Source organism: Phycisphaeraceae bacterium, assembly GCA_019636735.1.
Taxonomy (GTDB): Bacteria; Planctomycetota; Phycisphaerae; order Phycisphaerales; family SM1A02; genus VGXK01.
Genome location: JAHBWY010000003.1, coordinates 241,737 through 265,840, shown reverse-complemented (window position 1 = coordinate 265,840; position 24,104 = coordinate 241,737). Strand labels below are relative to the sequence as shown.

The window sequence follows — 24,104 nt, the reverse complement described above, 5'->3', positions numbered from 1 at the left end:
CCCCGCCCCTGGCCGACCAGTTACGACGCTCGCCCGATCGACTGGGACACCCCCTGGGGTCGAAGCCGCTCCCTCATCCTCGCCCCCGCTTCGCGCATGGTCTCCGGGGTCTTGCAGAAGGCGAAGCGGACGAGGCCGCGTTCCGCCGGCGGGGCGTAGAAGGCGCTGCACGGGATGGCGGCGACGCCGACCTCCGTGATCAGGTGCTCGCAGAAGCGCTCGTCGTCGGGAAAGCCGAAGTGTCGGTGATCGGCGATGACGAAGTAGCTCCCCTCCGGCACGAACGGTTCAAAGCCAGCGGAGCGGAGTTCCTCGAGCATCACTCGGCGGCGCTCGAAGTAGTCGCTTCGAAGCTGTTCGTAGTACTCCGGAGGCGCATGAAGAGCGTCGGCGGCGGCACGCTGGAGCGGCGTCGGTGCTGCGAAGGTGAGAAACTGATGCGCCGCGCGCACGGCGCTCGTGAGGTGCGGAGGCGCAATCGACCAGCCGATCTTCCACCCTGTCAGGGAGAAGGTCTTGCCAAGGCTCGAGAGGACCACGGTGCGCTCGCGCATGCCAGGCAGCGTCGCGATCGATCGGTGCGTGCCCTCGTAGACGAGCTTCTCGTAGACCTCGTCGCTGATGACGATGAAGTCGTGGCGCTGAGCAAGATCCGCAATCGCTGACAGTTCTTCCGCCGAGAGCACGCGCCCGGTGGGATTGTGCGGTGTGTTGAGAAGGAGAAGTCGGGTCTTCGGAGAAATGGCTCGTCGGAGCGCCTCGACGGGAAACGAGAAGTCCGGTGGCTCGAGACGCACTGTGCGCACCACACCGCCGGCCATGGCGACGCTCGCCGCATAGGAGTCATAGAACGGCTCGACGAGAATGACTTCGTCGCCCGGCTCGACCAACCCGAGGATCGCCGCGGCAATCGCCTCCGTGCACCCTGCCGTGACCGTGACCTCGGTGTCCGGATCCACGGCGAAACCGCTCGACTCACGCCAGCGTTCGGCTATGGCGGCGTTCGCGACTGGAAGCCCCGCGCTTCGTGCGTACTGCCCGAACCCCTCGCGAATCGCGCGGATCGCCGCCTCCTTCACAAACTCAGGGCCATCGAAGTTCGGAAAGCCCTGTCCGAGATTCACGGCGTTGTGCGCCACGGCCATGCGGCTGATGCGCGCGAAGACGCTTTCACCGAAGGGGGCCAGTCGCGCCACGGTTCCGTGAGGGCTTCGACGCTCGGGGGCGCGCTGTGTCAACGGTTGACCTCCTTGGTGAATCGCTCCACGGCGGCGGGCTCGACATGAATATCAAGCTGCGGGAAGGCGATGGTCACGCCCGCTTCGTCAAACGCCGACTGGATTCGGATCATGAGCGCGTGCCGAGTGGGATTCAGATGCTCAAGGCGTCCCACATGGCATCGCAGCTCGAAGTCGATCGAGCTGTTGCCGAACCCCATGAGTTGGGCGTTGGGTGGTGGTGTCGCAATGACATGCGGCATGGAGCGCGCACACTCGAGGAGGATCTTCTCGGCGAGCGCGAGGTCGGTGCCGTAGGCCACGCCGATCGGGAGCGAGAGCCGGAGTGGCGCCCCCGAGAGGGTCCAGTTCACCACGCGCTCGGTGATGAGGTGCTTGTTGGGCAGGATGAGATCCTTGCCGTCCCAGTCGCGAATGGTGGTCGAACGGATGCGGATTCGCACGATCTGTCCCGTCTTGTCGCCGACGGTCACGACATCGCCCACGCGGACCGGCTGTTCGAGCAACACGATGAGTCCCGCGATGAAATTACCGACGATCTCCTGCAGACCGAAGCCGATGCCGACACCGACTGCCGCCACGAGCCACTGCACGCTCTGCCACGAGATGCCGACCCACGAAGCCGTCGTGAGGATGCCGACAAAGACGATGCAGTAGCCCATCACCGAACTCGTCGCATATCGGCCCGCGGGGCTCATGCCCGTGTGCTGCAGGATGAGGACTTCGACAGCTCCCGGCAGGTTCTTCGCTGCAAAGATGGCCACCACGGCGATCGCGGCGGCGGAGAGCAGCGCCCCGAACGACACCGGCCCGTGGGCCCCTTCCCACAGCCACCAGGTGTCCAGCACCCTGAGTGCCGGAAGCAAATCGCTCCAGATGATGAGCAATCCTCCGAAGAGGATGGCCATGGAGAGCCCCTTGATGGTCGAGCGCGTCTTCCGGCTCAGCGCCGCGACCTCGGTGCGAACATCCTGCTTCTGCGCCTGGTCAACTCCGGCTACGGTCGGCGCGGCTTCGAGCAACTTCTCGCGCCATTGGTTGGCCATCGATCGCGCTGCAAACTCAAGCGCTCGAAGGAAGATTGCTTCGACGACAACAACGGCCAGAGCGAGAATCGCGCTGTTGATGTACTTCCGCGTCAGCACCCCCGAGGTGTATCCCCACCCCAGCAGCGTGAGCATGAACGCGGACGCCGGGACGGAGATGATCAGCAGGAACCAGACAATGCGGAACTTGGCGACCCAGCCGTTCGGGTTCTGGGCGATGTGGGCGGAGAGCAACCCGCGGCTCGGCGCAAAGAGCCGCCACGCCGACCAGAAGAGAATGGCGAGGACGGGCAGGAACGAAATGGAGATCACACTTCGGAGCACGCCCGTGGCACCGGCCTGGGTGAACTCCGTTGGCGCCGCCGATCGCTCGACACCGGTCAGTTGACTGAGCATGACCGCGAAGAGAAGGAACGGCGTGCTGACCCAGAAGAGTCGAATGCTGCTTCGACGCAGAAGCTCGATCTGCTCCTGGCGCCAGCCGAAGTGCTCGGCGGCGACCCCCTGGCGTCCCACCAGGCGGTAGACGAGGAGGAGCAACGCCACCCACCAAGCCCCCGTCAGCAGCGTCGAGCCCAGCGCCAGCGCGAAGGGCGGCGCAAGTTCACTCGCCCGTAGTGAGAGGCCCACTCCCACCATCGCAATGGGCACCGCCATCGACTGGCAGAGAGTGATGCCGAGCGCCTCGAGGGTCAAGGCGAAGCGATCGCTGCTCCCACGCGAGACGCGGCCCGCGAGGCGAATGAGCATGGAGTTCTGGATCGGCCGCGTGACCAGCAGCACGAACGCGAGCCCCAGTCCCACGATCGCCCAGAAGGGCGCACCCATGACCTGATTCCAGGCGCTGCTCCAGGACGCGGGACTTCCAAGAAGTTGCCTGACCAGCGTCCAGCCCTTCTGGACATCGCCTGCCTGAAGGGACCAGACCGGCGGGCCGCTTCGAGCCCACAGGATGCGCTCGTCAATGAAGTTTCTGAACGAGGTCACCAGTTCGGTGAGATCAGTCGTGGCCTTCGCAAGCTTGCCGAGATCGCCGCTGAGGTCATCCATCGTGGCGATCAGGACCGGAAGAAGACTGGTCCGTCGCTCCGCCAGGACTTCGAGCAGCGCCTCCGATTGAGGACGCTCCTTCGCGGCCGCCTCCTCGGCCGCCAACTCATCGAGTTGCAATCGCCAGTTGATCAATGCGAGATCGGTGCGGATCCGCGCGGCATTCGTATTCACGGACTCGGTCGCCAAACGCCTGAGGCTGGGCAGAGCCTCGCGCTGACTTCGGAGGACAGCGGAGATCTCTCCCGTCGTTCCCGCGACTTCGGCTCGCTCCTTGTCGACCTTGAAGAGCCGGTCAATCCGCTGAAACTCGGCGCGGTGACTCTCAATCCGCGCTCGCACCTCGGTGAGTTGCTGATTCGCCTCGCGGCTCGCCGTTGCGATCTCCAGGTTGATCTGGCGCGCTTCGAGCAAACGGGGATCGACCGTGGCGGCCGGTTCCGCTTCGAGCACGCGTGCCGCGGCCTCGGCCGCCTCGGCGACGCGTCGGCGCTCCAGATCGATTCGGTTCCGAATCTCCGAGGATCGCGCTTCGGCCAGCGCCAGTCGCGCCTGCGCCATCTCGCGCTGGGCTGCGAGCAGTTGACCCCGCGCATCAAGCGCAGCGAGCTCCGTTTCGAGCACCATGATCTGGGCGCGGTTCTCGAGCACCTTCGAGAGCGCCAGTTGCCGTGTACTGTCGGTGCCACCCGGCTGCCGTATGGGAAGACCATCGGCGGCCTGTTGCGACTCGGTCAGCGAACTCCTGGCGCGGGCCAGTTCTTCCGGCAGTGTTCGGCGCCGCTCGGCGAGCTGCGCGATCAGTGCGTCCACCTGCGTCACTGCATCTCTTGCGGCTGCGACCTCAGCCGTGGCCACACGCCCCACCTGTTCAAGCTGGTCGAGCGTGGCGTCCTCCGCCAGTGGCGCCGGGGGCTCCGCAGGGGTTCGAGCTCGTTCAAGTCGCTGCTGAAGCTGTACGACGAGGTCGCGATTCTCCTCCGCCCGCTCAATCAGCCCGCTGGTTCGGCCGATCGCATCAAGGACCTGCTGAAGACGCTCGATGCGCGCCTTGTCTTCCTCCGAGGGCGACTCGATCCGCCGCAGGGCTTCAAGGCGACGACGAATCTCCGCCTCCGGCTCGAGGCCGGGGACTGCGGCAATGGCCGCGGCAACCTCGGTCTCTTCAATGGCCTCAGCAGGTACCGGAGAAGGCGCTTCCGACGGCGGTGAATCGGCTGGCGGTTGCGCTGGCGGCGTGCTCGGCGCGGATGCCGCCGCGGCGGGCGACTCCTGCACAGCGGCCATGACTCCCGGAGCGATGAGCGCCGACGCGAGCAGCGCCAACACAAAGGGGGCGAGGCAGCGTGCGAGAAGCGAACGCATGGGTGGCCATGATAGGAAGTGAGCCCCCATCCAATGCACCCTTGAACACGACGACGGCCGAGGCTTGCTACGGTGCAGCAACTCCCCGGCCAATCCCGTGAGTCGCCCCCCACCGAACCCGGACATTGCACCTTCGATCCTCTATCGCGATCCCTGCTTTCTGGTGGTCGACAAACCAGCGGGAATTGTCACCGAGCCTGGCGCAGGGCACATGCGCGATTCACTCCTGAACGGATTGATGGCGCTCGAACCTGGCCTTGGAGCCCTCGGCGAGCGTCATGATTGGGGGCTGGTCCATCGCCTCGACCGTGACACGAGCGGATGTCTTCTGGTGGCGCTTGACGCTCCTTCGCACGCCGCGCTTCGCGAGCAGTTTGAAGAGCGCCGCGTGGACAAGGAGTACCTCGCGGTTGTATCGCCACCGCCGACCAGGCCGCACGGAGAGATCTCCGTGCCGCTCAGGGAGGAGCGGCGCGATGAGATGAAGGTCAGCATTCCTGCCCGCCGCGGCACAGGCAAGGCAGCACTGACGGGATGGCAGGTCAGAGACATCGTGGGAAGGCGGGCCCTTCTCACCATTCGAATCGCGACGGGTCGCCTGCACCAGATCAGGGCTCACATGGCGCTCATGGGCTCCCCCGTCGTCGGCGACCCGATCTACCGACCGGACCTTCCGCCGCGAACCTCACGACCACCAGCGGGCGCGAAGCCCACGCCACTCATGCTGCACGCATGGCGACTCTGGTTCTCGCATCCGCGGACGGGGCAGCGCGTTCATGTGGAATCACCGCCGCCGGAGCGCCTGGAGATGGCCCTTCGAGCCTGAAGTCACCCTGATTCGGTTTCGGTGGAGGCTGTTCCCCGGTAGGATTTCCGCTTCCATGAAGAAGTGGACACCTTTGATCGTGGTCGCGTCCTTCGTGGGGGTGGCGCTGACCGGCGTCGGCTGCATCGAGAATGTCGAACGGGCCGATCGAGCAACCAAGCCCGGAGAGCGCATCGACCGCGAGCCGCTTCCGATGGAAGTCGATCCGATCATGCGCGGGACCATTGCGGGCGAGTCGGTGCTCGTCGGTTTCGATGCCACCGTCGTGCGCGGCTATGGCCTGGTGGTCGGTCTCACCGGTACCGGCAGTCGAATCATGCCTGCCGAAGTCCGCGCCTATCTGCTTCAGGAGATGGCTCGTCGCGGCGTCGGTGACCCGACGATCGGCAATGAACTGTCGCCCGAGGGAATGCTCAACTCGAACGATGTCGCCGCCGTCATCGTCGAGGGCGTCATTCAGCCCGGCAGCACGAAGGATTCTCGCTTCGATGTGCGCGTCTACAACGTGCCCGGCAGCGGTGCCACGAGCCTTGAGGGAGGTCGGCTCTGGACGACGGCGCTCAGGCCCGGTCCGATCCTTCCGGGCAACAAGCAGGCTCAGGTTCTGGCCGAGGCCCGAGGTCCGCTCTTCGTCAATCCATTCGTCGATCCGAGTCCGTCGCGCAATGACGGCATCAACCGAACTTCGGGCCGCATTCTCGATGGAGGCCGCGTCGTCAAGGACATGCCGCTGAAGTTGCGACTCGCGACGCCAAGCCACAATCGTGCGCTCACCCTTCAGAGCGCCATCAACAGCGTCTTTCCGCGTGAGCCTGGGCAATCGAGCGCGACAGCCCATGGCAAGAGCGACGACACCATCCTCATCACGGTGCCTCCGAGCTTCCGATCGCGCCCGCAGGAGTTCGTGCAGTTGCTTCGACACCTGCCGATTCGAGTCGACGCGATCGAGCAGACGGCCGAGGCGGTGCGTCGCAGCCTCCTGGCGAACCCCGGCGCAGCCGGCGCCGCCAGTTGGCGCTGGCAGTCACTCGGCAAGAAGGCCCTCGCTTCGGTGCAGGATCTCTACGACTATCCCGAGGAGCAGCCTCGCTTCGCGGCGCTCCAGGCCGGCGCCAAGCTCGACGATCCGCTCTGCGTGCCCCCGCTCATCGAGATGGCCAGGAACGGCACGCTCGAGAATCGCTTTGGTGCGATCGAACTCCTCGGTGCGATGGGGCGAAATCCCGCCATCGATCTTGGCCTCCGTCCACTGCTCGATGACCCCGAGGTCGACATTCGCTTGAAGGCGTATGAGGCGCTTGAGAAGCGCCGCGATCCCACGCTGCTCGTCCGATCACTCGATGACAAGTTCGATGTGGTGCTCGTCCCGAGCCGATCGCCCATGGTCTATGTCCAGCAGAGCGGCAGGCCCAAGATCGTGCTCTTCGGAGAGGACCTCGAGATCGATCGCCCGACCACGGTCATGGCCTGGGGGAACCGTTTCATGCTCAAAGGCGAGCCCGATGAACCCAAGATCGAGGTCTTCTATCGTCCGCGTGACGACGGCCCGCCGATGATCGACCGGGTCAATCCGCTGGTCAGCGACTTCGTCGCCTATCTCGGACATCGCCCGAGTCCCGAGAGCCCGGAGGCGGGCCTCGGCATGAGCTACTCCGAGACGATCGGCGCCCTGCATGAGATTTGGAAGGCGGGGTACCTCGGTCGAACCGACTTCAAGGCCGAGCAGGATCGTGTGCTCGCCGCCATCATTCGCCGCGAGCGCGAGCAGGGTGACTTCGACCGACCTGAGTTCGACGATGAGGAGGACTCCTCGGCCGCGGTCCCGGCGCTCACGCGAAGCCGCGAGAGTGACCTCGGGTCGATTCCCGTGCCCTCGCTTGCTCCGCGAAGCGCGCCAGCCGATACTGTGCCTCGTTGATTCATGACGCGTGCCCAGGATGGGCTCGCCCGCCGCGACAGGAGGTCCGATGCGCCTCGCCAAGCTGATTCTTTCGGGATTCAAGAGCTTCGCCGACGAAACTGAGTTCTCCTTCGACGCTCCCATCACGGGCATTGTCGGCCCCAACGGGTGCGGCAAGAGCAATGTCGTCGATGCCGTGAAGTGGGTTCTCGGCGAGCGCAGCGCGAAGAGCCTGCGCGGCGGGGCGATGATCGATGTCATCTTCGCGGGAAGCGCCGGGCGCAAGCCGCTCGGCATGGCGTCGGTCACGCTGGTCTTCGACAACCCCATCCTGGAGCAGCCGCGCGCGGTCGCCGTCGACACCTCGGCCATCGAGCCGTCGCCGACTTCGGCGGAAGGCGCCGCCGAGGCGCTGGCGGATGGATCGGTTGATTGTTCCGCAGTCCCCGACAGTCACGGTGACGACGATCTCGAAGGACCGGCCATTCGTCGCGACCAGGTGCGTCATCGCGCCCTGCCGGTTGATCACGACACGGTCGAAGTGACGCGCCGACTGCACGCGGACGGCAAGAGCGAGTACCTGATCAACGGTCGTCGCGTGCGACTGCGCGATGTCAAGGAGCTCTTTCTCGATACGGGCATCGGCAACGAGGCCTATTCGATCATCGAGCAGGGCAAGGTCGACGCGATGCTTCGCGCGCAGCCGATCGAACGGCGGGCGATTCTCGAGGAAGCGGCGGGTGTGGCGAAGTTCCGTCTCCGCAAGGTTGAGGCGGCCCGAAAGCTCGACGCTGCCGAGCGCAACCTCGTGCAGGTGCGTGAGCAACTCTCGGGTACGGAGCGGCGCCTGCGGATCGTGCGAGGACAGGCGGAGAAGGCGCGTCGCTTCCAGGCGCTCGAAGCCGAGCGGAAGACGCTGCGCCGCGCAATCGCCCTTGATGTCTATCACGAGTACCGCGAGCGACTGAGCGGCCTGACGAGCCGGATCAGCCAGCTCGAAGTGGAGCGAGCCACGATCGAGCGCCAGGCAGCGGAGGTTGAGGCGGAACAGGATCGTCTGTACGGGGAACGAGAGGCGCTTCAGGAGCGACGAAGGTCACTCGAAGAGCAGCGGCTCGAAGCGCTCGGCATGGTGCGCCAGGCGGAGCAGCGGGCGGACTTTGCCTCCAAGTCGCTCTCGGATGCTGAGGTCGCCGCGCGCGATGATGCTCTTCACACGCAGGAGCTCGAAACGAAGAGTCGCGAACTCGAAGTGCGCATCGAGGAACTCGATGAGTCGCTCGCGGCCCTCGCCGAGTCTGCGGCGGACGCCGACCGGAATCTCGCCGCCGTCGGACGGGCGCGAGCGGAGGCGACGAGCGCCGCTGCGGAGGCCGCCCGCTCGCTCGACCGAAGCCGTGATGATGTCGCGGCTGCGGAGCGTGAGCTTGCCGCACTGATGGGGCGACGCCACTCACTCGACGAGCGCGTCGCCAGCCTCGCTGAAGAGCGTCGGCGCCTCGTGGCGAGGGAGACTCGTCTTCGTGAGGGCCTCGCTTCGCATGGCGAGAATCGCCGGATTGCGGAGCGCCGAGCTGCGGAGTCGGAAGAGGAAGCCTCCGAACTGAGTGCGCGTGTTGAAGAACACCTCGCGCGGGTGGCGGCGCTTGGGCATCGTCAGGCGGAGACCGCGAGGCGCGTCGGCGAGCTTCGGCAGGAGCGCAGCGCTCTCGAGAGCCGCCTCCAGATCCTCGAAGAGATGCGCGCGGCCCGCGAAGGCTTCGGCCGTGGCGTTCGGGAGGTGCTCGACGCCGGAGATCGCTTCCCCGGCGTCGTGGCGGCTCTGGCGGACCTCATCGAGGCCGACCGTGAACATGCCGCGGTGGTCGAGCGGGCGCTGGGCACCGATCTCGACCTGATCGTCGTTGACGATCTCGCCCGCGTCGTCGAGGCGATTGACCGCTGGCGCGGTCTTGACGGGCAGGTGCGCTGCATCGAGCGTTCGCACGAGGAGTCCGTTGAACCTGAGCCGGCGTTCCCTCACCCCGATGAGGCGACTCCCCTTCTTTCGCTCGTTCGAGTGGCCCCGGGATTTGAAGCGCTCGCCCGCCGCCTGCTTTCAGATACTTGGATGGTCGCCGACCTCGAGATCGCTCGTCGCCTTGCATCCGGGCCGCTTCGGGGCGCACGGCTGGTCACCCGAGATGGTGATGTGCTCGAGCGGGATGGCACCTTCCGCCTCGGCGGTACAGCGCCGGGGTCACCCGAACATGGCGTCATCGTGCGCCGCGCCGAAATCGGCGAACTGCGGGCGAGCCTGGCGGCCGTGGGACATGAGTTGGCAATGCATGAGAGCGAGGCCGCCTCGCTCCTTGCGGAGGGAGACGACGCCCGGCGCCAGCAGCAGGAGGTCGATCGACGGCTCTCCGAGGCGCGGCGCAGCGCCGTTGAAGCTCGTTTCCACGCCGATCGCACCCGCCAGCTCGAGGCTCGTGAGGAACACGAGTTGAGCGTGGTCGACGAAGAGGCCAGCGCTCTTGCTGAGCGCGAGATGGCCGCTGAGCGAGATCGCACGGGGTTCGATCAGACCATCGCCGAAGCGCAGCGCACGCTCGAATCGCGTCGCCACGCCTGTGACACGGTGCGGGCGACCGCGGAACACATGGCGGCGGCGGCAAGTGAGGCGGCTGAGCGCGTCGCGCATGCGAACGCGCTCGTGGCGGAGTCGGCGGCCCGACTTGACGCCCTTCGCCGGGAGCGCCGCCTGGCCGGCGCCGATCTCGACGAGGCGCGGCGCCGTGCGGCGGCGGCTTTCGAGCAGCAGGAGCGCCGCGCCGGCCAGATCGAGCGTCTTCGCGAGACGATTCTCGAGGCTGAGCAAGCGGGGCGAGAGGCGGCAGCCCGCGGCGCGGAAGTGGCCTCGTCGCTCGGTGAGGTCGAGACGCGATTGACTTCGCTCCAAGCGGATCTCTCGCAGGTGGCGCAGCGGATGCACGCCGTTCGCGAGCAGGTTCTGCACTGTGAACGCGACTTCAACGCGGTCGAAATGAGCCGTCGTGAGTTGGAGACGCGGCGCGAACTCCTCGAAGAGAGCACGCAGAACGAGGAGGGCTTCGATCTCGCGGCCAGCTACGAGGAGCACCTCGACGAGCGTCGCTCCGAAGGCTTCACACCTGTCGATCGCGATGGTGCGACCGCCCAGGTCGATGCCCTGCGAGCGGAGCTTCGCTCGCTCGGCAATGTCAATCTCGACGCGATCGACGAGCTCACCGAGCTCGAGCGCCGCTTCGAGACGCTCTCCCTTCAGGTCCGTGACATCGATGACGCCCGCAGCCAACTCGAGCAGTTGATCGGCGAGCTCGACTCGGTCAGCCGTGAACGATTCCGCACCACCTTCGAGGCGGTCCGCGAGCACTTCGGTGGAACCTCGGGCACCTTCCGAATGCTCTTCGGGGGCGGCAGCGCCGACCTCTTTCTGCTGCCGATCGAGGAGACCGGCGAGGTGGACTGGCTCGAGTCCGGCATCGAGATCCGCGCGAAGCCGCCCGGCAAGGAGCCGCGCGTCATCAGTCAGCTCTCCGGTGGCGAGAAGACACTCGCAGCGGTCGCGCTCCTGATGGCGATCTTCCGCAGCAAGCCGGCTCCCTTCTGCATCCTGGACGAGGTTGACGCGGCCCTTGATGAGGCCAATGTCGAGCGCTTCTGCGCCACGCTCAGGCCATTCCTCGAGCGGAGCCACTTCGTCCTCATCACCCACCACAAGCGCACCATGCAGGCCTGCGACATGCTCTATGGCGTCACCATGCCCGAGCGCGGGGTCAGCCGGCGGGTCGCGGTCCGGTTCGAACAGGTTGGAGAGGACGGAAAGATCCACGCCAGGGAGAGTCGCGAGCCTCACGCTTCCGCAGCAGCCCCGTGAGTCCGAGTCAGGACGCGGGGTAGATCGCGCCATCGGGCCCCGTGGATGCAACAATTCTGCGAGATGACGAGGAATCTTCGGAAAGTTCTTGTGTGCGATCGTTTCCGCAGTATTCTCGCCCCTAGCCGCCCGAGGCTTTGAAGCGACCCGGAAGGTCCTTCCGACAGGGCACGGTCGTTCGTGGGGGACCGTGCCCCGCTTCCCAGCCTCGGACGGCTTGTTCTTTGGGTGAAGTTCGCGATGTCTGTCGGGGTCGGAACGAGAGACGGGCGTGGCTGCGCATCCGTCGGCAGCGCAGACCACACCCGTTGTGTTCTCTCCATCGCGAGCGATGGTGCGCCGCGACAACGGATCTCATGAATCAGCCGATCGAGATCTTCCTCGGCTGAAGCTGGGCCGGCTTCGGAATGTGCAGCGTGAGCACGCCATTGGTGAGCTCGGCCTTGATGCCGTCACCGCTCACGCCCTCGGGCAGACGAACCTGGCGAGCGAGGCTGGTCACCGATCGCTCACGCCGGATCCACTGACCGTGGCTCTCGGCGCTTGCATCGCTCGCCTCGTTTGAAGTCTCGCGATGCGCCGTGATGGTGAGCATGCCGTCGTGCATCTGCACATCGACCTCGTCCTTCCTGAAGCCGGGCAGCGAAGCCTCGACGATGAAGTCACTCTTCCGCTCGCGGATGTCGATGGCGAGCGCGGCCGGCGCATGCACCGTGCAGCAGTTGCCGTTCGAGTTCTCGCGCGACATCAGGTTCATGACCTCATCGAGCGCCGTGAAGGGGTTGTGGTTGAACGACCGAGAGAGAATGTTGAGCATGGGGTTTCTCCTTCTGACCAGTGCTAGTTGGTCGAGGAGCCCATATGCGAAGCGCATGCCAGCCGCGGGAACCCCCGAGATTCTCGAGAGAATGGCCTCCGGGCTGCCGTCTGCAGCGCGCCGGGGCTGAGCGGCTGCCGGGTTGACAGTCCGGAGAACCGAACGCCCTCTCTGCGCCCTCGCCCCCCGCTCGATCGACCTCTCCCGCTCAGGGAGTCGCAGGCTCGCGACGCATCATCGCGTAGATGATGCTCTGGGCGACCACCGACTCACCGACGAGGCGCCCGACCCTGGAACTGGCGGCAGCGAGATCGCGGAAGCGCCCCGAGTCGAGTTCCCGCTCGAAGTCCTTCAACGCGTTCTCGATGCCCAGCATCATGCTCGCGATGACCGCCCACTCGTGGCGCGTGTCCGGCCAGAAGCGGCTCGTCCGGAGCGCACTCGCTTCGATCTCAACGCGCCAACCATTGTTCGTTTCGACCATGCGAACGAATCCACCCAGCACCGGCTCATCTTCCCAGAGGATGGCCGCGGTGCCGTCGGTGAGATCTTCGACGCTCAACCGACCTCGCTGTGCATCGAGGGCGGCGAAGGGGTCGACGATGACTCTCGTGACGGTGTCTTCGAAGTCGCGCCCACGACTGGCGCTATTGACCTCGCGCTCGACCTGCTTCGGCCAGCGCTCGCGAATCTTCGTACTGATGCGCCAGAGACGAGCCAGCATGTCGCCCGACTTCGCCTTGACATCGGCGATGGCGCTCGCCTCGGTCACGCCGTCGTCGAAGGTGATGTCGCGAGCACGCAGCTCGATCATCTGGGGCAGGAGATCCGCTCGCCCCTCGAGAATCATCAGTCGGATCGCTTCAAGCGCGGCGTCCGGCGTGCTCGTGTCGTACTCCCCCACCGTCTTGCGCCGACACCCTCCGGCGGCGAGCAGCGAAAGGAGCAGCGCCGCGGTCAGGATCCGGAGCACCCGCGAGCGAACATGGCCCGTCGCGAAGGCCGCCGGCCGATCGAAGAGAGGTTGGTTGAGGGTGGCTGCGCCCATCGCAACCCATCGTAGGTCCCGGCTACCATCAAGGAGATGCGACTTCGCGTGAACGGACAGGAGCATGAGGTGGACCTTGGATCCGCACCAACCGTGGCGGCCCTGGTCTCCGCGATGGTGCCTCAGGGGCGCCCCTGTGCCGTTGAAGTCAACCGGGCCATCGTGCCCATGGCGAAGCGCCCTGAGGTGCCGCTCCGGGAGGGCGATGAAGTCGAGATCGTCACCTTCGTCGGCGGTGGATAGGAACCTTTCGAGATGAGTTCGACACAGCCCTTCCCCGAGGTCTCTCCCGCCGCCGCGCCGATCGCGCCGCCTCCCCTGCGCGTGGGTCCCTTCGAGCTTCGATCGCGCCTGGTCCTCGGCACCGGCAAGTATGCGACCCCTGCCCTCATGCAGCAGGCCCTCGATGCGAGCGGCGCCGACGCAATCACCGTCGCCGTCCGGCGCGAGCGCCTGCTCGATGCGCAGGGGCGTTCACTGCTCGACTCGATCGACCTCGCGCGCTACACGATCCTTCCGAATACCGCGGGCTGCTTCACTGCCGATGACGCCGTGCGCGTGGCGCGACTCGGACGCGAACTTCTCTCGCAGATGGGAAACGCCGGCGCGGGGTGGGTGAAGCTCGAAGTGCTCGGCGATCGTCGCACCCTTCTCCCCGATCCGGTCGGCACGCTCGAAGCCTGCCGGACGCTGGTGGCCGATGGCTTCTCCGTCCTCTGCTATTCGAGCGACGATCCCATCATCGCGCAGCGCCTGCGAGACGCGGGGGCCGCGAGCGTCATGCCTGCCGGTAGTCCGATCGGCTCCGGTCGAGGCATCGCCAATCCTCTCGCCATCAAGTTGCTGCTTGAAGCGATGAAGGATCCCGACCAAGGTGGTTCGCCCGACTACCCGGTGATCGTCGATGCCGGAGTCGGCACGCCCAGTGATGTGACCCGCGCCATGGAACTGGGTGCCGATGGCGTGCTTCTCAACACCGGCGTGGCGCTCGCGCGCGATCCTGTCTCCATGGCCCGGGCCATGCGTCTTGCCTGTGATGCGGGGTGGCTCGGCTTCCGCGCCGGACGCATTCCGCGCCGGCTCCATGCGAGCGCGAGCAGCCCCTGGCAGGACACCATCCACGAGATTCCGGGGGAGTGACACCTACGCCAGCATGAGTTCGCGAAGAATGGCAAGGCCCTCGTCGAGGACCTCCCTTCGCGTGGCGAAGCTCAGGCGGAAGTGCGTGTCGCGGCTGCTGAAGACCTTGCCAGGAATTGTCAGCACACTGCGCTCGATGGCTCGCTCGACGAACTCACTCGCGCTCTTGCCGAGATGGGGCGGAACTTCGACGAACGCGTAGAACGCGCCACCCGGTCTGGCCACGCGCGTGACTCCGTCGAAGGCACGCAGAACGAGATCGCGCCGATTGGCGTACTCCGAGACGATCGTCGTGAGATCGATGTCGAAGGCGTGAATGCACGCATGCTGCGCCGGAGTCGGCGCACAGACGAAGGTGTACTGCTGCACCTTGGCCATCTCCTGAATCAGCGCCCTCGGGCCGGCGGCATAGCCGACGCGCCAGCCCGTGCATCCATAGCTCTTGCCGAAGCCGCGAATGAGCAGGACATCCTCGGCACCGCGCGCGGGGCTCGGGCAGCGCCCCTGCTCCCTCGCATCTTCGAAGCAGAAGGCGTCGTAGATCTCATCGCTGATCAGGAGCACGCGACGCGATCGGCAGAGTTCCAGCACCTCGGCCGTTTCGGCCTGCGTGAGGACCGTGCCGCAGGGATTGGAGGGCGAATTGAGAAGGACCGCCTTTGTGCGAGGCGTGATGAGCGGCTCGATGCGCTCCGCGGTCATCCGAAAGTCGGGATAGGTGTTGCAGGTGACGGCCCTGGCTCCGGTCAGCGCCCCGAGCTGCGGGTACATGACGAAGTAGGGATCGGGAATGATGATCTCATCGCCCGGATCGAGCAGCGCCATGGCCGCGCAGAGCAGGCCGCCGCTCGTCCCCGAGGTGACGATGCAGCCGGTCTGATCCGGACCACCGGTCCATCCAAGGTCCTCGTGAAGATGGCGACGGATCACTTCGATGAGCGAGGGGATTCCCTGCGTCACCGAGTAGCCGTTGTGATTCGCCTGAGCCGCATGGGCCATGGCGTTGCGCATCACTTCAGGCACAACGAAGTCGGGCTGTCCGATCGACAGGTTGATCGGACGAGCAAGCTTGACGCCGAGCTCGAAGACGCGGCGAATGCCGGACGCATCCATCCCGCGCACCCGCTCCGAGAGAAGGTGGTCGATCGAGACCGGCATGTTTGACGCGCTCGGCGAGGAAGAAGTCAACGGCTCACTTCTTCTTCGCGCCTGCATCCTTCGCGGGAGCCGCAGCCTTGCCCCCTGCGGCTGAAGCGCCAGCCTTGCCTGCGGCCGGTGCCGCGGCGGCGGCATCACCGCCCTCGCCCTCGGCCTTCTTCGGCTTCTTGCCCGTCGAGGCCTTGATGGAGCGCACCTTCACCAGCCCGAGCGCAGAGCCCTTCTCGAGGTCGAGCTTCTCGGCGAGCACGAGCTTCTCGATGCGCTCGGTCCGGGTCAGGACATTGCGATGACGATTCAGGGCGCCGGAAGCGGTCTTCAAACTGGAGTGGAGGCTCATGGTGTCAGCGGTAGAGTTCGGGGTAGGTGTCGTCGAAGTCTCGGTTGCCGCGTCCGGCGTTCTTCCAGAGCTTTCCGATCGACTTGATTCTGGCTTCCATGCGCCTCGAGGCCTCCGAGGAACGACCCTCGGTGGTGCCTGGCAGCGCGACGATTCGGACGAATCGGGGATTATTGTCGGGAACGACCGCAACTTCAAGTCCCTGGCTCCTGATGAAGGGCGCCATGCGGGCGGCCTCATCGGGGCTTGTGCGGGCCACGATCCAGTAGTTCAGGCCCTTCTGGCGGGGATCACTCTCGATCAGACCTGAGCCTGCGGAAGCGCTCTCTCGGCCTCGACCCGCAGTGGTTCGCTCTACTTCGCTCGTTCGGGTGCCTCCTGATGCGCTCTCGGATCGACCCGCCGATGGGCGGTCGGGCACGGCCGTCGCACTCCGCGCTGGATCGGGAGTGGCCGTGGCCAGGCGCGACTGCTCCTCTCGATCGCCGCGCCACTCCTGTCCGCGCGCAAAGCCGGAGCGCTCACCTGCGGCGCGACCGAACTGGTACGCGACCGCGACCAGCGCCAGAGCCACGACCGCCGCAAGCCAGAACCAACCGATGGGCACGCGGATCGATTGTCGCGATGAGGCGACCGCGCCCTCGCTGCGCCCCGGTGCGCTGCGCGCTCCGGGCACTGTCTCCGTTTGCGAAGGGTCGAGCAGCTCGTAGAGAACGGGTCGACCGCGTCTCGCCATACGCGGGAGTTTATCCGCCTTCTGCCAGCGAGGGCCGCCCGCCCAGCACGCTCGCGAGCGCCATGCCGCCCGAATGGCTCATGCTGATCAGCCATCGTTCAATGCCGAGCCGCTCGGCGACCACCAGTGCCTCGCCATGCAGGATGAGCTGTGGTGCTCCGAGCAGGGTTCCAACGACCTCGATGTCCGTCCACTGGATCCCACCTCGAAGTCCTGTGCCCAGTGCCTTGAGCGCCGCTTCCTTGGCGGCGAAGCGCACCGCGTAGCGCTCGGCGCGGCGCACGGGAGAGATCTCCGCGTAGCGCTGCTCCTCGGTCGTGTAGACGCGCTGGATGAAGCGCGGACCATGCGCTTCGAGCAGAAGGGCGATCCGCTCGATGGCCACCACATCGACGCCGTGGGCGATGACATCCATCGACAGCACGGTAATCGAAGTGTGGCCCCCGGCGCTCGATCACGACTTCAAGCCGGGGGTGGATCACCGCGCCATGCCGCCAGCGTGGAGCGCAATCCGGCGCGGGGGTCGCTCCACCCGCGCGCATCGGCAACGGGAAGCTCGACCGGCGCGCCCAAGGCGAGCGCCACTCGTAGTTCCCCGAGGGCGTGGGCCGAGGCTCCCCCGGGCTCGATCGGTGTGCGACGGCCGTCGGGGGTGACTTCACCCATCCGAACGGCGGCGAGCGCGGCGCCGGCACGGGCGATCGCCTCGACCGGATCGGCATGCCGCTCCCGACAGATCGCGAGATCGAATCCAAGGCCGATCCACTCTTCGGCCGTCGCCTCAAGTGCGAAGTCAGCAAGACGAACACCGCGCCTCGCCGCCTCCTCGACGATGGCGCCCCGCGCCGGCACGGAGGGAGGGGGCAGCACGCAACTCACCGAGATGCGGCCGAGCGCTTCGGCAAAGGCGAGCGCCGCGAACATCGCATCCACCGCGCGGGCCACTTCCTGCTCCTTGATGAAGTGCGCGGGCGGAATCCAGAGATCGAGGCCCGCAGGGAGAAGATCGAGGCGCCGAAGGGTCTCGCGCAGGCCGCGCCGAGCGCCGGCGTCGAGCTCGCGCGGACGCATTCCGGGTTGAGCCGCGCTGAGTTGCACTCCGCGAAAGCCGCTCTCCGCGATCCACTGAAGACCCTCGATCGGCTCACCAAGCGGTGCAAGCGTCGCGGCAAGCTCAGCAGGGCGCTGCGTGGGATCGGCCTCCATGCGCGCCGAGAATACGAAGTGCGCTCCGGTGCGTGGCTACCATCTGCCTCATGACTCGCGTCGACCCCACGCCCCAATCGAGGCACGCCTCGGCTCCCGGAGCCCTCAACACAAGACCACCCACGCGCGTGGGCTCCGCCGCGATCGCCCTCTTCTTCGTCGTGATGGCGCTGATCACCGTCTCCATCGCAGCGCCCGGGGTTGCGGCGATCGGAGCGTTCCGAACGCTGCCGAAGCTCGGTCTCTCTCTCCCGGACTACACGGCGTACGCGGGGTCAGAGAGCGCCGTGATGGGTCGGATCGCGGCCGGCATGGTGATGCAGCCCGTCTTCCAGATGTCAATGCAGGCGACGCTCCTCCTTTCATTTGGCGCACTCGTGGCGTGGATCCTGTCGCAGATCGGCGGAGCCGTGACGCCGCGGCGGGGAATCACTCGGATGACCAATGTGGCGATCGTGCTGCTCTGCTCGCTCTCACTCGGAGCGCTCTTTCAGGCGGACGCACTCAGGAGCGAGCTTGGGGCGTATCTCGAGCAGGCCCGTGCCGGTGACAAGGTCGAGGCCGAGGCCCGCCGTGAGGTCTTCGATCGTCGCCATCGAGCGGCGGAGCGCCTCAACGGTGTGCAGTTCGCCACTGCGCTCGCGGCAGTCGCCATGGCTGGACTCTCGCTGCTTCCGCGCCGGGGTTCAGTGCCATGAAGGCGCGCGGCCGTGCTCCAGTGACTCGGCGCCAGGTGTCCGCCAAGCGCGACCGGGCGCTGGCGCTCGTGCAGGCGCTCGAACAGCGCTATCCCGACGCTCGCTGCGAACTCGACTTCACCACGCCCCACGAACTGCTGATTGCCACGATCCTCTCCGCGCAAGCGACCGATGTCGGCGTCAACAAGGCGACTCCGGCGCTCTTTCGCGCCTTTCGCGCCCCCGCCGATTTCGCTCGCGCGGGCGTCGAGGGCATCGCCCCCTATCTGCGCACGCTGAACTTCTGGCGCATGAAGGCGAAGGCGGTCGCCGAAAGCATGCGCGTGATCGAGGAGCGCTTCGGCGGCGAAGTTCCCCGCACGATGGAGGAGCTTCTCACGCTTCGAGGCGTCGCTCGCAAGACCGCCAATGTCGTCCTGAGCACGGCGTTCGGGATCAACGAGGGCGTCGTCGTCGACACCCATGTCATGCGGCTCTCTCGACGCATGGGGCTCTCCCGGGCCACCACGCCGGAGAAGATCGAACGAGACCTCATGGCTCTCATTCCGAAGGAGAAATGGGGCCTTCTCTCCCACCTGCTCATCCTGCATGGCCGACGGGTCTGCAAGGCGCGCGGAGGGCTCTGCGCAACAGACCGCATCTGCCAGGAGTGGTGCTCCGACGCCCGACGAGCGCCGTCGCCGAAGGTCAGGTCGGCCGCAACAAGGTTGCCTGCTTCGACGAGGGGATCACCCACTCGACGACGCCGAAGCCGCCCCACCGGCTCACGAAGCTGACACCCTGCCCGGTGCGCAACGGCGCAATGTTGAACACCGGACCTTCGAGGGTGACCGATCCGATTTCGACAAGCGGAGAGGTTGAAGAGGTCACGCCACGAGCTGGCGAAGAAACCACGGGATAGGCGCCATCGACCACGACGCCGCCAGTTCTCGCGCGCAGCACGGCAATGCCTCGATCGTGACCGATCCAGAGGTCGCCATCGACCACGGTCACCACCCAGATGCGCCCCTCATCAGGCGCTGTCCATGTTCCCTTCGCTCCGGCGAAACCGGCGGAGATCTCCACGCGACGGAAATCCTCCTCATCGCCCGCGAGTTTGGCGGTGCCCCAGTTCGCGCTCGCCTCTCGCGAGGGCACTCCCCAGACCTCGACCTTTCGCTCGATCAGTTCGGGCTTGCCACGGAGCGCATAGCGCCAGGTGCCCTCAGCGCTTGAGCCGATCCAGGTGCGCTGGTCGGTGAGCGCGAGATCCATTCGACCGGGCACCCGCGTGACGCGCAGGAAGTCATCGCCTGGTCCGGTCGTGTCGCTCTCCTTACGAAGAATCGCTCGCCCGAAGCTGCCGACGACGGCGAAGTAGTTTTCGTTGATCGCATCAATGTCCGCACCGCCCTTGAGCGGAAAGCGCTCCTCTTCGCCCAGGGTGCGACCCTTGATGCGCCACGCGACGAGCTCGGAATCGGTGACCGCCCAGAGGTGACCTTCAAGCACCCGCAGGCGTCGCACAAATCCGGGCACAACCTCACTCGCGATCTCGCGAATGTCACCGCCCATGAGGCCGATCGTGGCGCCATCGCGGCTCTGAAGCACGAAGGCAAGCCCACCATCGATTCCGATCGATGGCGGGAGAGGTTCGAGCATCGTGGCGGCGCCTGCATAGGCGCCGTCATCGAGACGAACGACGCGCCGCCCAACAGGCGCGACAGGGCCAGATGGCGTGGCCACCACGCGACCAACCAGGTCGGAGCCCTGAAGGAATCGCTTCATGTCAGGCAAGCGCACGACGCCGCCGACACCCGAGATGTAGAGCATGTCATCGACCACCGAGACGCTTCGAGGCTGGATGCCCAGGCGCGCCGCATCGATCACTTCGACGGTCACCGGCTGGCGGCCCGAGCGCAAGTCGATGCGTGCAAGCCCCGTCTCCTCGAGGACCACGAGAAGATCTTCACGCCAGATGGTCATGTCCACGATGGCACCTGACGAGCCGATCGGGACCACGCTCTCCTCACTGCGAATCCGACCCGTTCGGGGATCGATGCTCAAGAGCGTCGTGCCCTGAGAAACGAACCATGTTCCGCCATGGAGCAGACCGCAGTGATGAATGCCGCCGACCTGGTGGGTCACGCGCAGCTCGCGCGGCGTTCGATCAGTGCGATCCTCCGGGATGTAGGTATCGTTGATGCAGCCCGCGAGCGCAACGAGCGAGAGCATCACCGGCAACAGGGCCCCCCTGCGAATGAAGTTCAATCGCAGCATCGGGGCAGCGTAACATGACCGGCAAGCCCCGCTCCAATCCGGTGCATGCCGGTGGTGCGCTGCCGGGGGTGTCCCACTCGTGCCTTCCAGAACCGTCACCGCCCTTCGCACCCTTGCCAATGACCCCGGATTCTGCCGGGTGGAAGTGGCAGACCGTCGCTTCGGCCCCCTGCGCCGCGATGATGCGGAGCGACTGGGGATCGGCCCCGGGACGCGATGGACGACCGCACTGGAGCGTCGCGTGGAGGCGCTCATCGCTGTCGCTGTGGCGCGCCGGGTTGCACTCGCGGCGCTCGCTCGAAGTTCGATTTCACGCGAACGCCTCGCAGAGCGCCTCGGTGCCCGAGGACATGCCGCCGAGGCGATTCGCACGGCCCTCGATCAGTTGGTCGATGATGGCTGGCTCGACGAGGCACGGGCCGCACTCGAGCGAGCCGAGGTCCTCTCGAGGCGGCAAGCCATGACGGTTCCGCTTCTCGCCGCTCGACTCGAGGCGGAGGGCTTTGGTCGCCACGCCGCGCCCGCAGCGCGCCAAGCGATCGGCGATGAACCTGATCTTGAGCGTGCCCTGCGATCGGCGCGCCACGCCTCGCTCAGGCGACGCGGGGACGCCGCCGTTGCACGCCACCTGGCGCGACTCGGCTTTGATTCCGATACGATCGAGTTGACGATGGAGCGAATCGGACGACGCACCGATTCCACCCGCGAGCTCGCATGAGCCTCTTTCAAGTCTTGCCATCCGACCGAGCCGAGTTCGAAGGAACCGCCATGACATGCATGCGACCATTTGAATCCGCCGCGACACGCTCCCGTGACCTCTCCAGGCGCCTCGCCCCGCTCGCGTGCACAGGCACCACCCTGCTGACGCTCGTTGTCGCTGGCTGCAACTCGATGAACATGGAGAACGGCCTGCTCGATGCGGAGCCGGGAGCGTTGCCCGATCTCCACGGAAAAGCGCAGGTCCAGGACATCGCGTCGTCGGGCGAGCCGTCACTGCGCGGACTCGATCGCAGGCACTGGGACCCCGTCATCATCCGTGTTCCCGGGGGTCAGGTGGAGCACCAGCCGACCTACTTCGAGCCGGTGCTGCTCGCGAGCGGACCCGCGCGCAACACCGGTGCGGCACCGACCACCGACACGGTTCTCGAAGGCGCCTCGGATGGCGGCTCGCTCGCGATTGAGACCGTCGCGGCCCCCTTCATCTTCGGAGGCGAACTGCTGATCCTGCCGATCCGCGCGATCATCGATCCGCCGTGGAGCGTGCATCGGGCGCCGTCAACTCCCCGTCCAAGCGCCGCGGAGAGCGCCCCCGTCGATTGGCGCTGGGTGGAGCCCCAATGAGTCACGCCCCTGCGCTCGATGCCAACGGTCTCCCGTCGGGCTATCCCTTTCAGTCTGAGTGGGAGATCGCCCCGCGCGAACTCAAGGCGCGCATCGAAGGCGGCGAGGATCTCCTGCTGATCGACTGCCGGACGGCCCAGGAGCGCGAGCTCGCGTCGATCGCCGGATCGGTCCATGTGCCCTTTCAGGATGTTGCGTCGCATCTCGAGGCTCTTCGAGAACATGAAGATCGGCCGATCGTGATTCACTGTCACCAGGGTGGACGAAGTCTTCGCATGACCGCGCTCCTGCGACGCGAGGGTTTCAGCAATGTGCGCTCGATGGCGGGTGGCATCCACCTCTGGTCAATCGACATTGATCCGAGCGTGCCGACTTACTGAGCGCCGGACGAAGGCATGCTGGGACCGCGACTCCTGACAGGTTCGCTGCTGATCGCCGCGCTCGGCGGCCTGCTCTGGCTTGACCACTCGATCGATGTGGCTCATCAACGACCGGGAGTGGTGCTTGCAGCGCTCGTCTTCATCGTGGTGGTCCCGCTGCTGGCCACGGAAGTCGCCAGACTCCTGCGAGCGGTCGGAGTCCACCTGCCGACGGGCCTCGCGATCGTCGCCGCCGTCGCGGGTGTGCTGGCGACTGCTGGCGTGCCCTGCGTGATGGAACCGGCCCCGAGCACGGCGGCGGTCTCCCTTGCGCTGCTCACCGGCGCTGGCCTCTTCACCGCGGCGAGCCGGCGCACTCCTCAAGGCGCAACGACCATGGTCGGAGGCGCTCTTCTCGTCTTTGTGATCGCCGGAGTCCTCCCTGGCTTCTGGATCAAGGTGAGGCTCGACTTCACGGCACCGCTGTTCGTCGCCTGCGTGCTGGTGGTCAAGAGCGCAGATATCGGCGCCTATTTCGGAGGCCGACTCATCGGTCGGAGCAAGCTGATTCCATGGCTGAGCCCCGGCAAGACGCGCGAGGGCCTCGCCTGTGGCATCGTCGCTTCGGCCCTCATCGCCGCGCTCTTCGCGTGGCTCTGGGAGGGGCGAGCATGGGTTCCCCCGCTCCCATGGGCCTTGGCGGGCGGGGCGTTGCTCGGAGCGGTTGGCGCCATGGGCGACCTCGCGGAGAGCTTGCTCAAGCGCGACGCAGGCGTGAAGGACTCCGGGCGGGTGCTTCCGGGGATGGGCGGCATCTTCGATGTCCTCGACTCGCTGCTCGCCGCCGGCCCGCTGGCATGGATCCTGCTGCGGCTCTGAGCATCAATCCCGGCGTCCCTGCTGCTAGGATGAAGTCCTTGAGCGCCTCATCCACACCCATGCTTCTGTCGAATCTCATCGCCCTTCACCTCGTCGACACCCAGGTGCGGGCCCTTCGAGGGCGGCTTGACTCTGCCGAGCGGTTTCTGAATGGACAGCAGCGGCAATTGGATGATCTGGAGCAGCAGCGAGGCGACCTCGCCACGCAGCTTCGCCAGCTTCACGCCCAGATCGGCAACCTCCAGAATGAGAAGCGCTCCTTCGACGAGCGCATCGCGAAGATCCGCGCCGAACTCAACTCGACCACGAACTCGAAGCAGTACACGATGCTGCTCGCCGGTCTGAAGGGCGTGGAGACCTCCAAGAGCGACGCGGACAAGCAGGAGACGGCGCTCGAGGAGAAGGTCGCTCAGGTGAAGGCGCGACTCGATGCCATCGAACTCCAGGTGACCGAGCGGAGCGCCCTTCGGGATCGGGCCGCCGCCGAACTCGCTGAGCGACGCAACGATGTCGCCGATCGCCTGAGCGAACTCGAGGCGGAGCGGGCCCGCGCGGCGTCGGCGATTCCAGCGGTGCAGTTGGCGGTCTTCGATCATGTGGCGCATCTCCACGAGGGTGAAGCCATGGCGCCGATCGTGACGATCTCGGCGCGCCATCGCGAGTACGCCTGCGGTGCCTGCAACTGCGAGATTCCCTTCGAGAGCCTGTCGCGCCTGCGCAGTCACCCCAACGCAATCGTGCAGTGCATGAACTGCCAGCGGATTCTCCACCTCGAGTCGGTGGAAGAGACCACCACCTGA

General features: G+C 66.3%; 22 protein-coding genes. 12 read left to right on the top strand and 10 right to left on the bottom strand.

Translation table 11 applies throughout. The features are described from left to right. Nucleotides 1–20 precede the first annotated feature (20 nt). Together KF724_05190 and KF724_05185 are read right to left on the bottom strand one after the other, a co-directional pair. The gene (locus KF724_05190; GenBank protein MBX3355076.1) at nucleotides 21–1,238 is read right to left on the bottom strand and encodes an aminotransferase class I/II-fold pyridoxal phosphate-dependent enzyme; all 1,218 of its coding nucleotides are present in this window, start codon (nucleotides 1,236–1,238) and stop codon (nucleotides 21–23) included. Then, nucleotides 1,235–4,699, bottom strand: coding sequence for a mechanosensitive ion channel (locus KF724_05185; protein ID MBX3355075.1), 3,465 nt, complete (start codon nucleotides 4,697–4,699; stop codon nucleotides 1,235–1,237). Before KF724_05185 ends, KF724_05190 begins: the two co-directional genes overlap by 4 nt. Before the next feature lie 97 nt (nucleotides 4,700–4,796). Here KF724_05185 and KF724_05180 point away from each other — a divergent pair, with 97 nt between their 5' ends. Genes KF724_05180 through smc form a run of 3 tightly spaced genes read left to right on the top strand, consistent with a single transcriptional unit; the run spans nucleotide 4,797 to nucleotide 11,323 of the window. Continuing rightward, nucleotides 4,797–5,525 (top strand): RluA family pseudouridine synthase, encoded by a 729-nt coding sequence (locus KF724_05180; GenBank protein MBX3355074.1) that lies wholly within the window; start codon nucleotides 4,797–4,799, stop codon nucleotides 5,523–5,525. A 55-nt stretch (nucleotides 5,526–5,580) separates the two neighbouring features. Continuing rightward, nucleotides 5,581–7,443, top strand: a complete 1,863-nt coding sequence (locus tag KF724_05175) for a flagellar basal body P-ring protein FlgI (protein ID MBX3355073.1) — start codon at nucleotides 5,581–5,583, stop codon at nucleotides 7,441–7,443. A gap of 49 nt (nucleotides 7,444–7,492) precedes the next feature. Next, nucleotides 7,493–11,323 carry a chromosome segregation protein SMC gene (smc, locus tag KF724_05170; protein ID MBX3355072.1) on the top strand — a complete coding sequence of 1,277 codons (3,831 nt, stop codon included), beginning with the start codon at nucleotides 7,493–7,495 and terminating at the stop codon, nucleotides 11,321–11,323. 361 nt (nucleotides 11,324–11,684) lie between these two features. On the opposite strand, the gene KF724_05165 is transcribed toward smc, so the two are convergent. Further along, nucleotides 11,685–12,140: an Hsp20/alpha crystallin family protein gene (locus tag KF724_05165; GenBank protein ID MBX3355071.1), complete on the bottom strand. Its 456-nt coding sequence runs from the start codon at nucleotides 12,138–12,140 to the stop codon at nucleotides 11,685–11,687. Nucleotides 12,141–12,348: 208 nt separating this feature from the next. Further along, a complete protein-coding gene (locus KF724_05160; GenBank protein ID MBX3355070.1) occupies nucleotides 12,349–13,188 on the bottom strand; it encodes a hypothetical protein in 840 nt (279 codons plus the stop codon). Between the two features lie 36 nt (nucleotides 13,189–13,224). On the opposite strand from KF724_05160, the gene thiS reads away from it, so the two are divergent. Both thiS and KF724_05150 read left to right on the top strand, forming a co-directional pair. Then, a complete protein-coding gene (thiS, locus tag KF724_05155) occupies nucleotides 13,225–13,431 on the top strand; it encodes a sulfur carrier protein ThiS (protein ID MBX3355069.1) in 207 nt (68 codons plus the stop codon). Between the two features lie 12 nt (nucleotides 13,432–13,443). After that, nucleotides 13,444–14,328: a thiazole synthase gene (locus KF724_05150; GenBank protein ID MBX3355068.1), complete on the top strand. Its 885-nt coding sequence runs from the start codon at nucleotides 13,444–13,446 to the stop codon at nucleotides 14,326–14,328. Between the two features lie 3 nt (nucleotides 14,329–14,331). Here KF724_05150 and KF724_05145 read toward each other — a convergent pair whose 3' ends face one another. The 5 genes from KF724_05145 to KF724_05125 are packed head-to-tail and all read right to left on the bottom strand — an operon-like array spanning nucleotide 14,332 to nucleotide 17,768. Continuing rightward, nucleotides 14,332–15,474 carry an aminotransferase class I/II-fold pyridoxal phosphate-dependent enzyme gene (locus KF724_05145; GenBank protein MBX3355067.1) on the bottom strand — a complete coding sequence of 381 codons (1,143 nt, stop codon included), beginning with the start codon at nucleotides 15,472–15,474 and terminating at the stop codon, nucleotides 14,332–14,334. A 46-nt stretch (nucleotides 15,475–15,520) separates the two neighbouring features. Next, nucleotides 15,521–15,826 (bottom strand): hypothetical protein, encoded by a 306-nt coding sequence (locus KF724_05140; protein MBX3355066.1) that lies wholly within the window; start codon nucleotides 15,824–15,826, stop codon nucleotides 15,521–15,523. Between the two features lie 4 nt (nucleotides 15,827–15,830). Then, on the bottom strand, nucleotides 15,831–16,562 hold the full coding sequence (locus KF724_05135) for a hypothetical protein (protein MBX3355065.1): 732 nt from the start codon (nucleotides 16,560–16,562) through the stop codon (nucleotides 15,831–15,833). A gap of 10 nt (nucleotides 16,563–16,572) precedes the next feature. Next, nucleotides 16,573–16,977, bottom strand: coding sequence for a holo-ACP synthase (acpS, locus tag KF724_05130; GenBank protein MBX3355064.1), 405 nt, complete (start codon nucleotides 16,975–16,977; stop codon nucleotides 16,573–16,575). 47 nt (nucleotides 16,978–17,024) lie between these two features. Further along, nucleotides 17,025–17,768, bottom strand: a complete 744-nt coding sequence (locus KF724_05125) for a hypothetical protein (GenBank protein ID MBX3355063.1) — start codon at nucleotides 17,766–17,768, stop codon at nucleotides 17,025–17,027. Between the two features lie 50 nt (nucleotides 17,769–17,818). Between KF724_05125 and KF724_05120 the strand changes: the two genes are divergently transcribed. After that, the gene (locus KF724_05120; GenBank protein MBX3355062.1) at nucleotides 17,819–18,466 is read left to right on the top strand and encodes a hypothetical protein; all 648 of its coding nucleotides are present in this window, start codon (nucleotides 17,819–17,821) and stop codon (nucleotides 18,464–18,466) included. Beyond that, nucleotides 18,463–19,242, top strand: coding sequence for an endonuclease III (nth, locus tag KF724_05115; protein ID MBX3355061.1), 780 nt, complete (start codon nucleotides 18,463–18,465; stop codon nucleotides 19,240–19,242). Before KF724_05120 ends, nth begins: the two co-directional genes overlap by 4 nt. On the opposite strand, the gene KF724_05110 is transcribed toward nth, so the two are convergent. Next, nucleotides 19,154–20,725 (bottom strand): hypothetical protein, encoded by a 1,572-nt coding sequence (locus KF724_05110; GenBank protein ID MBX3355060.1) that lies wholly within the window; start codon nucleotides 20,723–20,725, stop codon nucleotides 19,154–19,156. The two genes, nth and KF724_05110, sit on opposite strands and share 89 nt — an antisense overlap. A 79-nt stretch (nucleotides 20,726–20,804) precedes the next feature. On the opposite strand from KF724_05110, the gene KF724_05105 reads away from it, so the two are divergent. Genes KF724_05105 through KF724_05085 form a run of 5 tightly spaced genes read left to right on the top strand, consistent with a single transcriptional unit; the run spans nucleotide 20,805 to nucleotide 24,104 of the window. After that, on the top strand, nucleotides 20,805–21,443 hold the full coding sequence (locus tag KF724_05105; GenBank protein MBX3355059.1) for a RecX family transcriptional regulator: 639 nt from the start codon (nucleotides 20,805–20,807) through the stop codon (nucleotides 21,441–21,443). Between the two features lie 50 nt (nucleotides 21,444–21,493). After that, on the top strand, nucleotides 21,494–22,066 hold the full coding sequence (locus tag KF724_05100; GenBank protein MBX3355058.1) for a hypothetical protein: 573 nt from the start codon (nucleotides 21,494–21,496) through the stop codon (nucleotides 22,064–22,066). Further along, on the top strand, nucleotides 22,063–22,446 hold the full coding sequence (locus KF724_05095; GenBank protein ID MBX3355057.1) for a rhodanese-like domain-containing protein: 384 nt from the start codon (nucleotides 22,063–22,065) through the stop codon (nucleotides 22,444–22,446). Before KF724_05100 ends, KF724_05095 begins: the two co-directional genes overlap by 4 nt. Nucleotides 22,447–22,461: 15 nt before the next feature. Beyond that, nucleotides 22,462–23,304, top strand: a complete 843-nt coding sequence (locus tag KF724_05090) for a phosphatidate cytidylyltransferase (protein MBX3355056.1) — start codon at nucleotides 22,462–22,464, stop codon at nucleotides 23,302–23,304. 38 nt (nucleotides 23,305–23,342) lie between these two features. Further along, entirely contained in the window at nucleotides 23,343–24,104 is a 762-nt protein-coding gene (locus tag KF724_05085) for a hypothetical protein (protein MBX3355055.1), read from the top strand.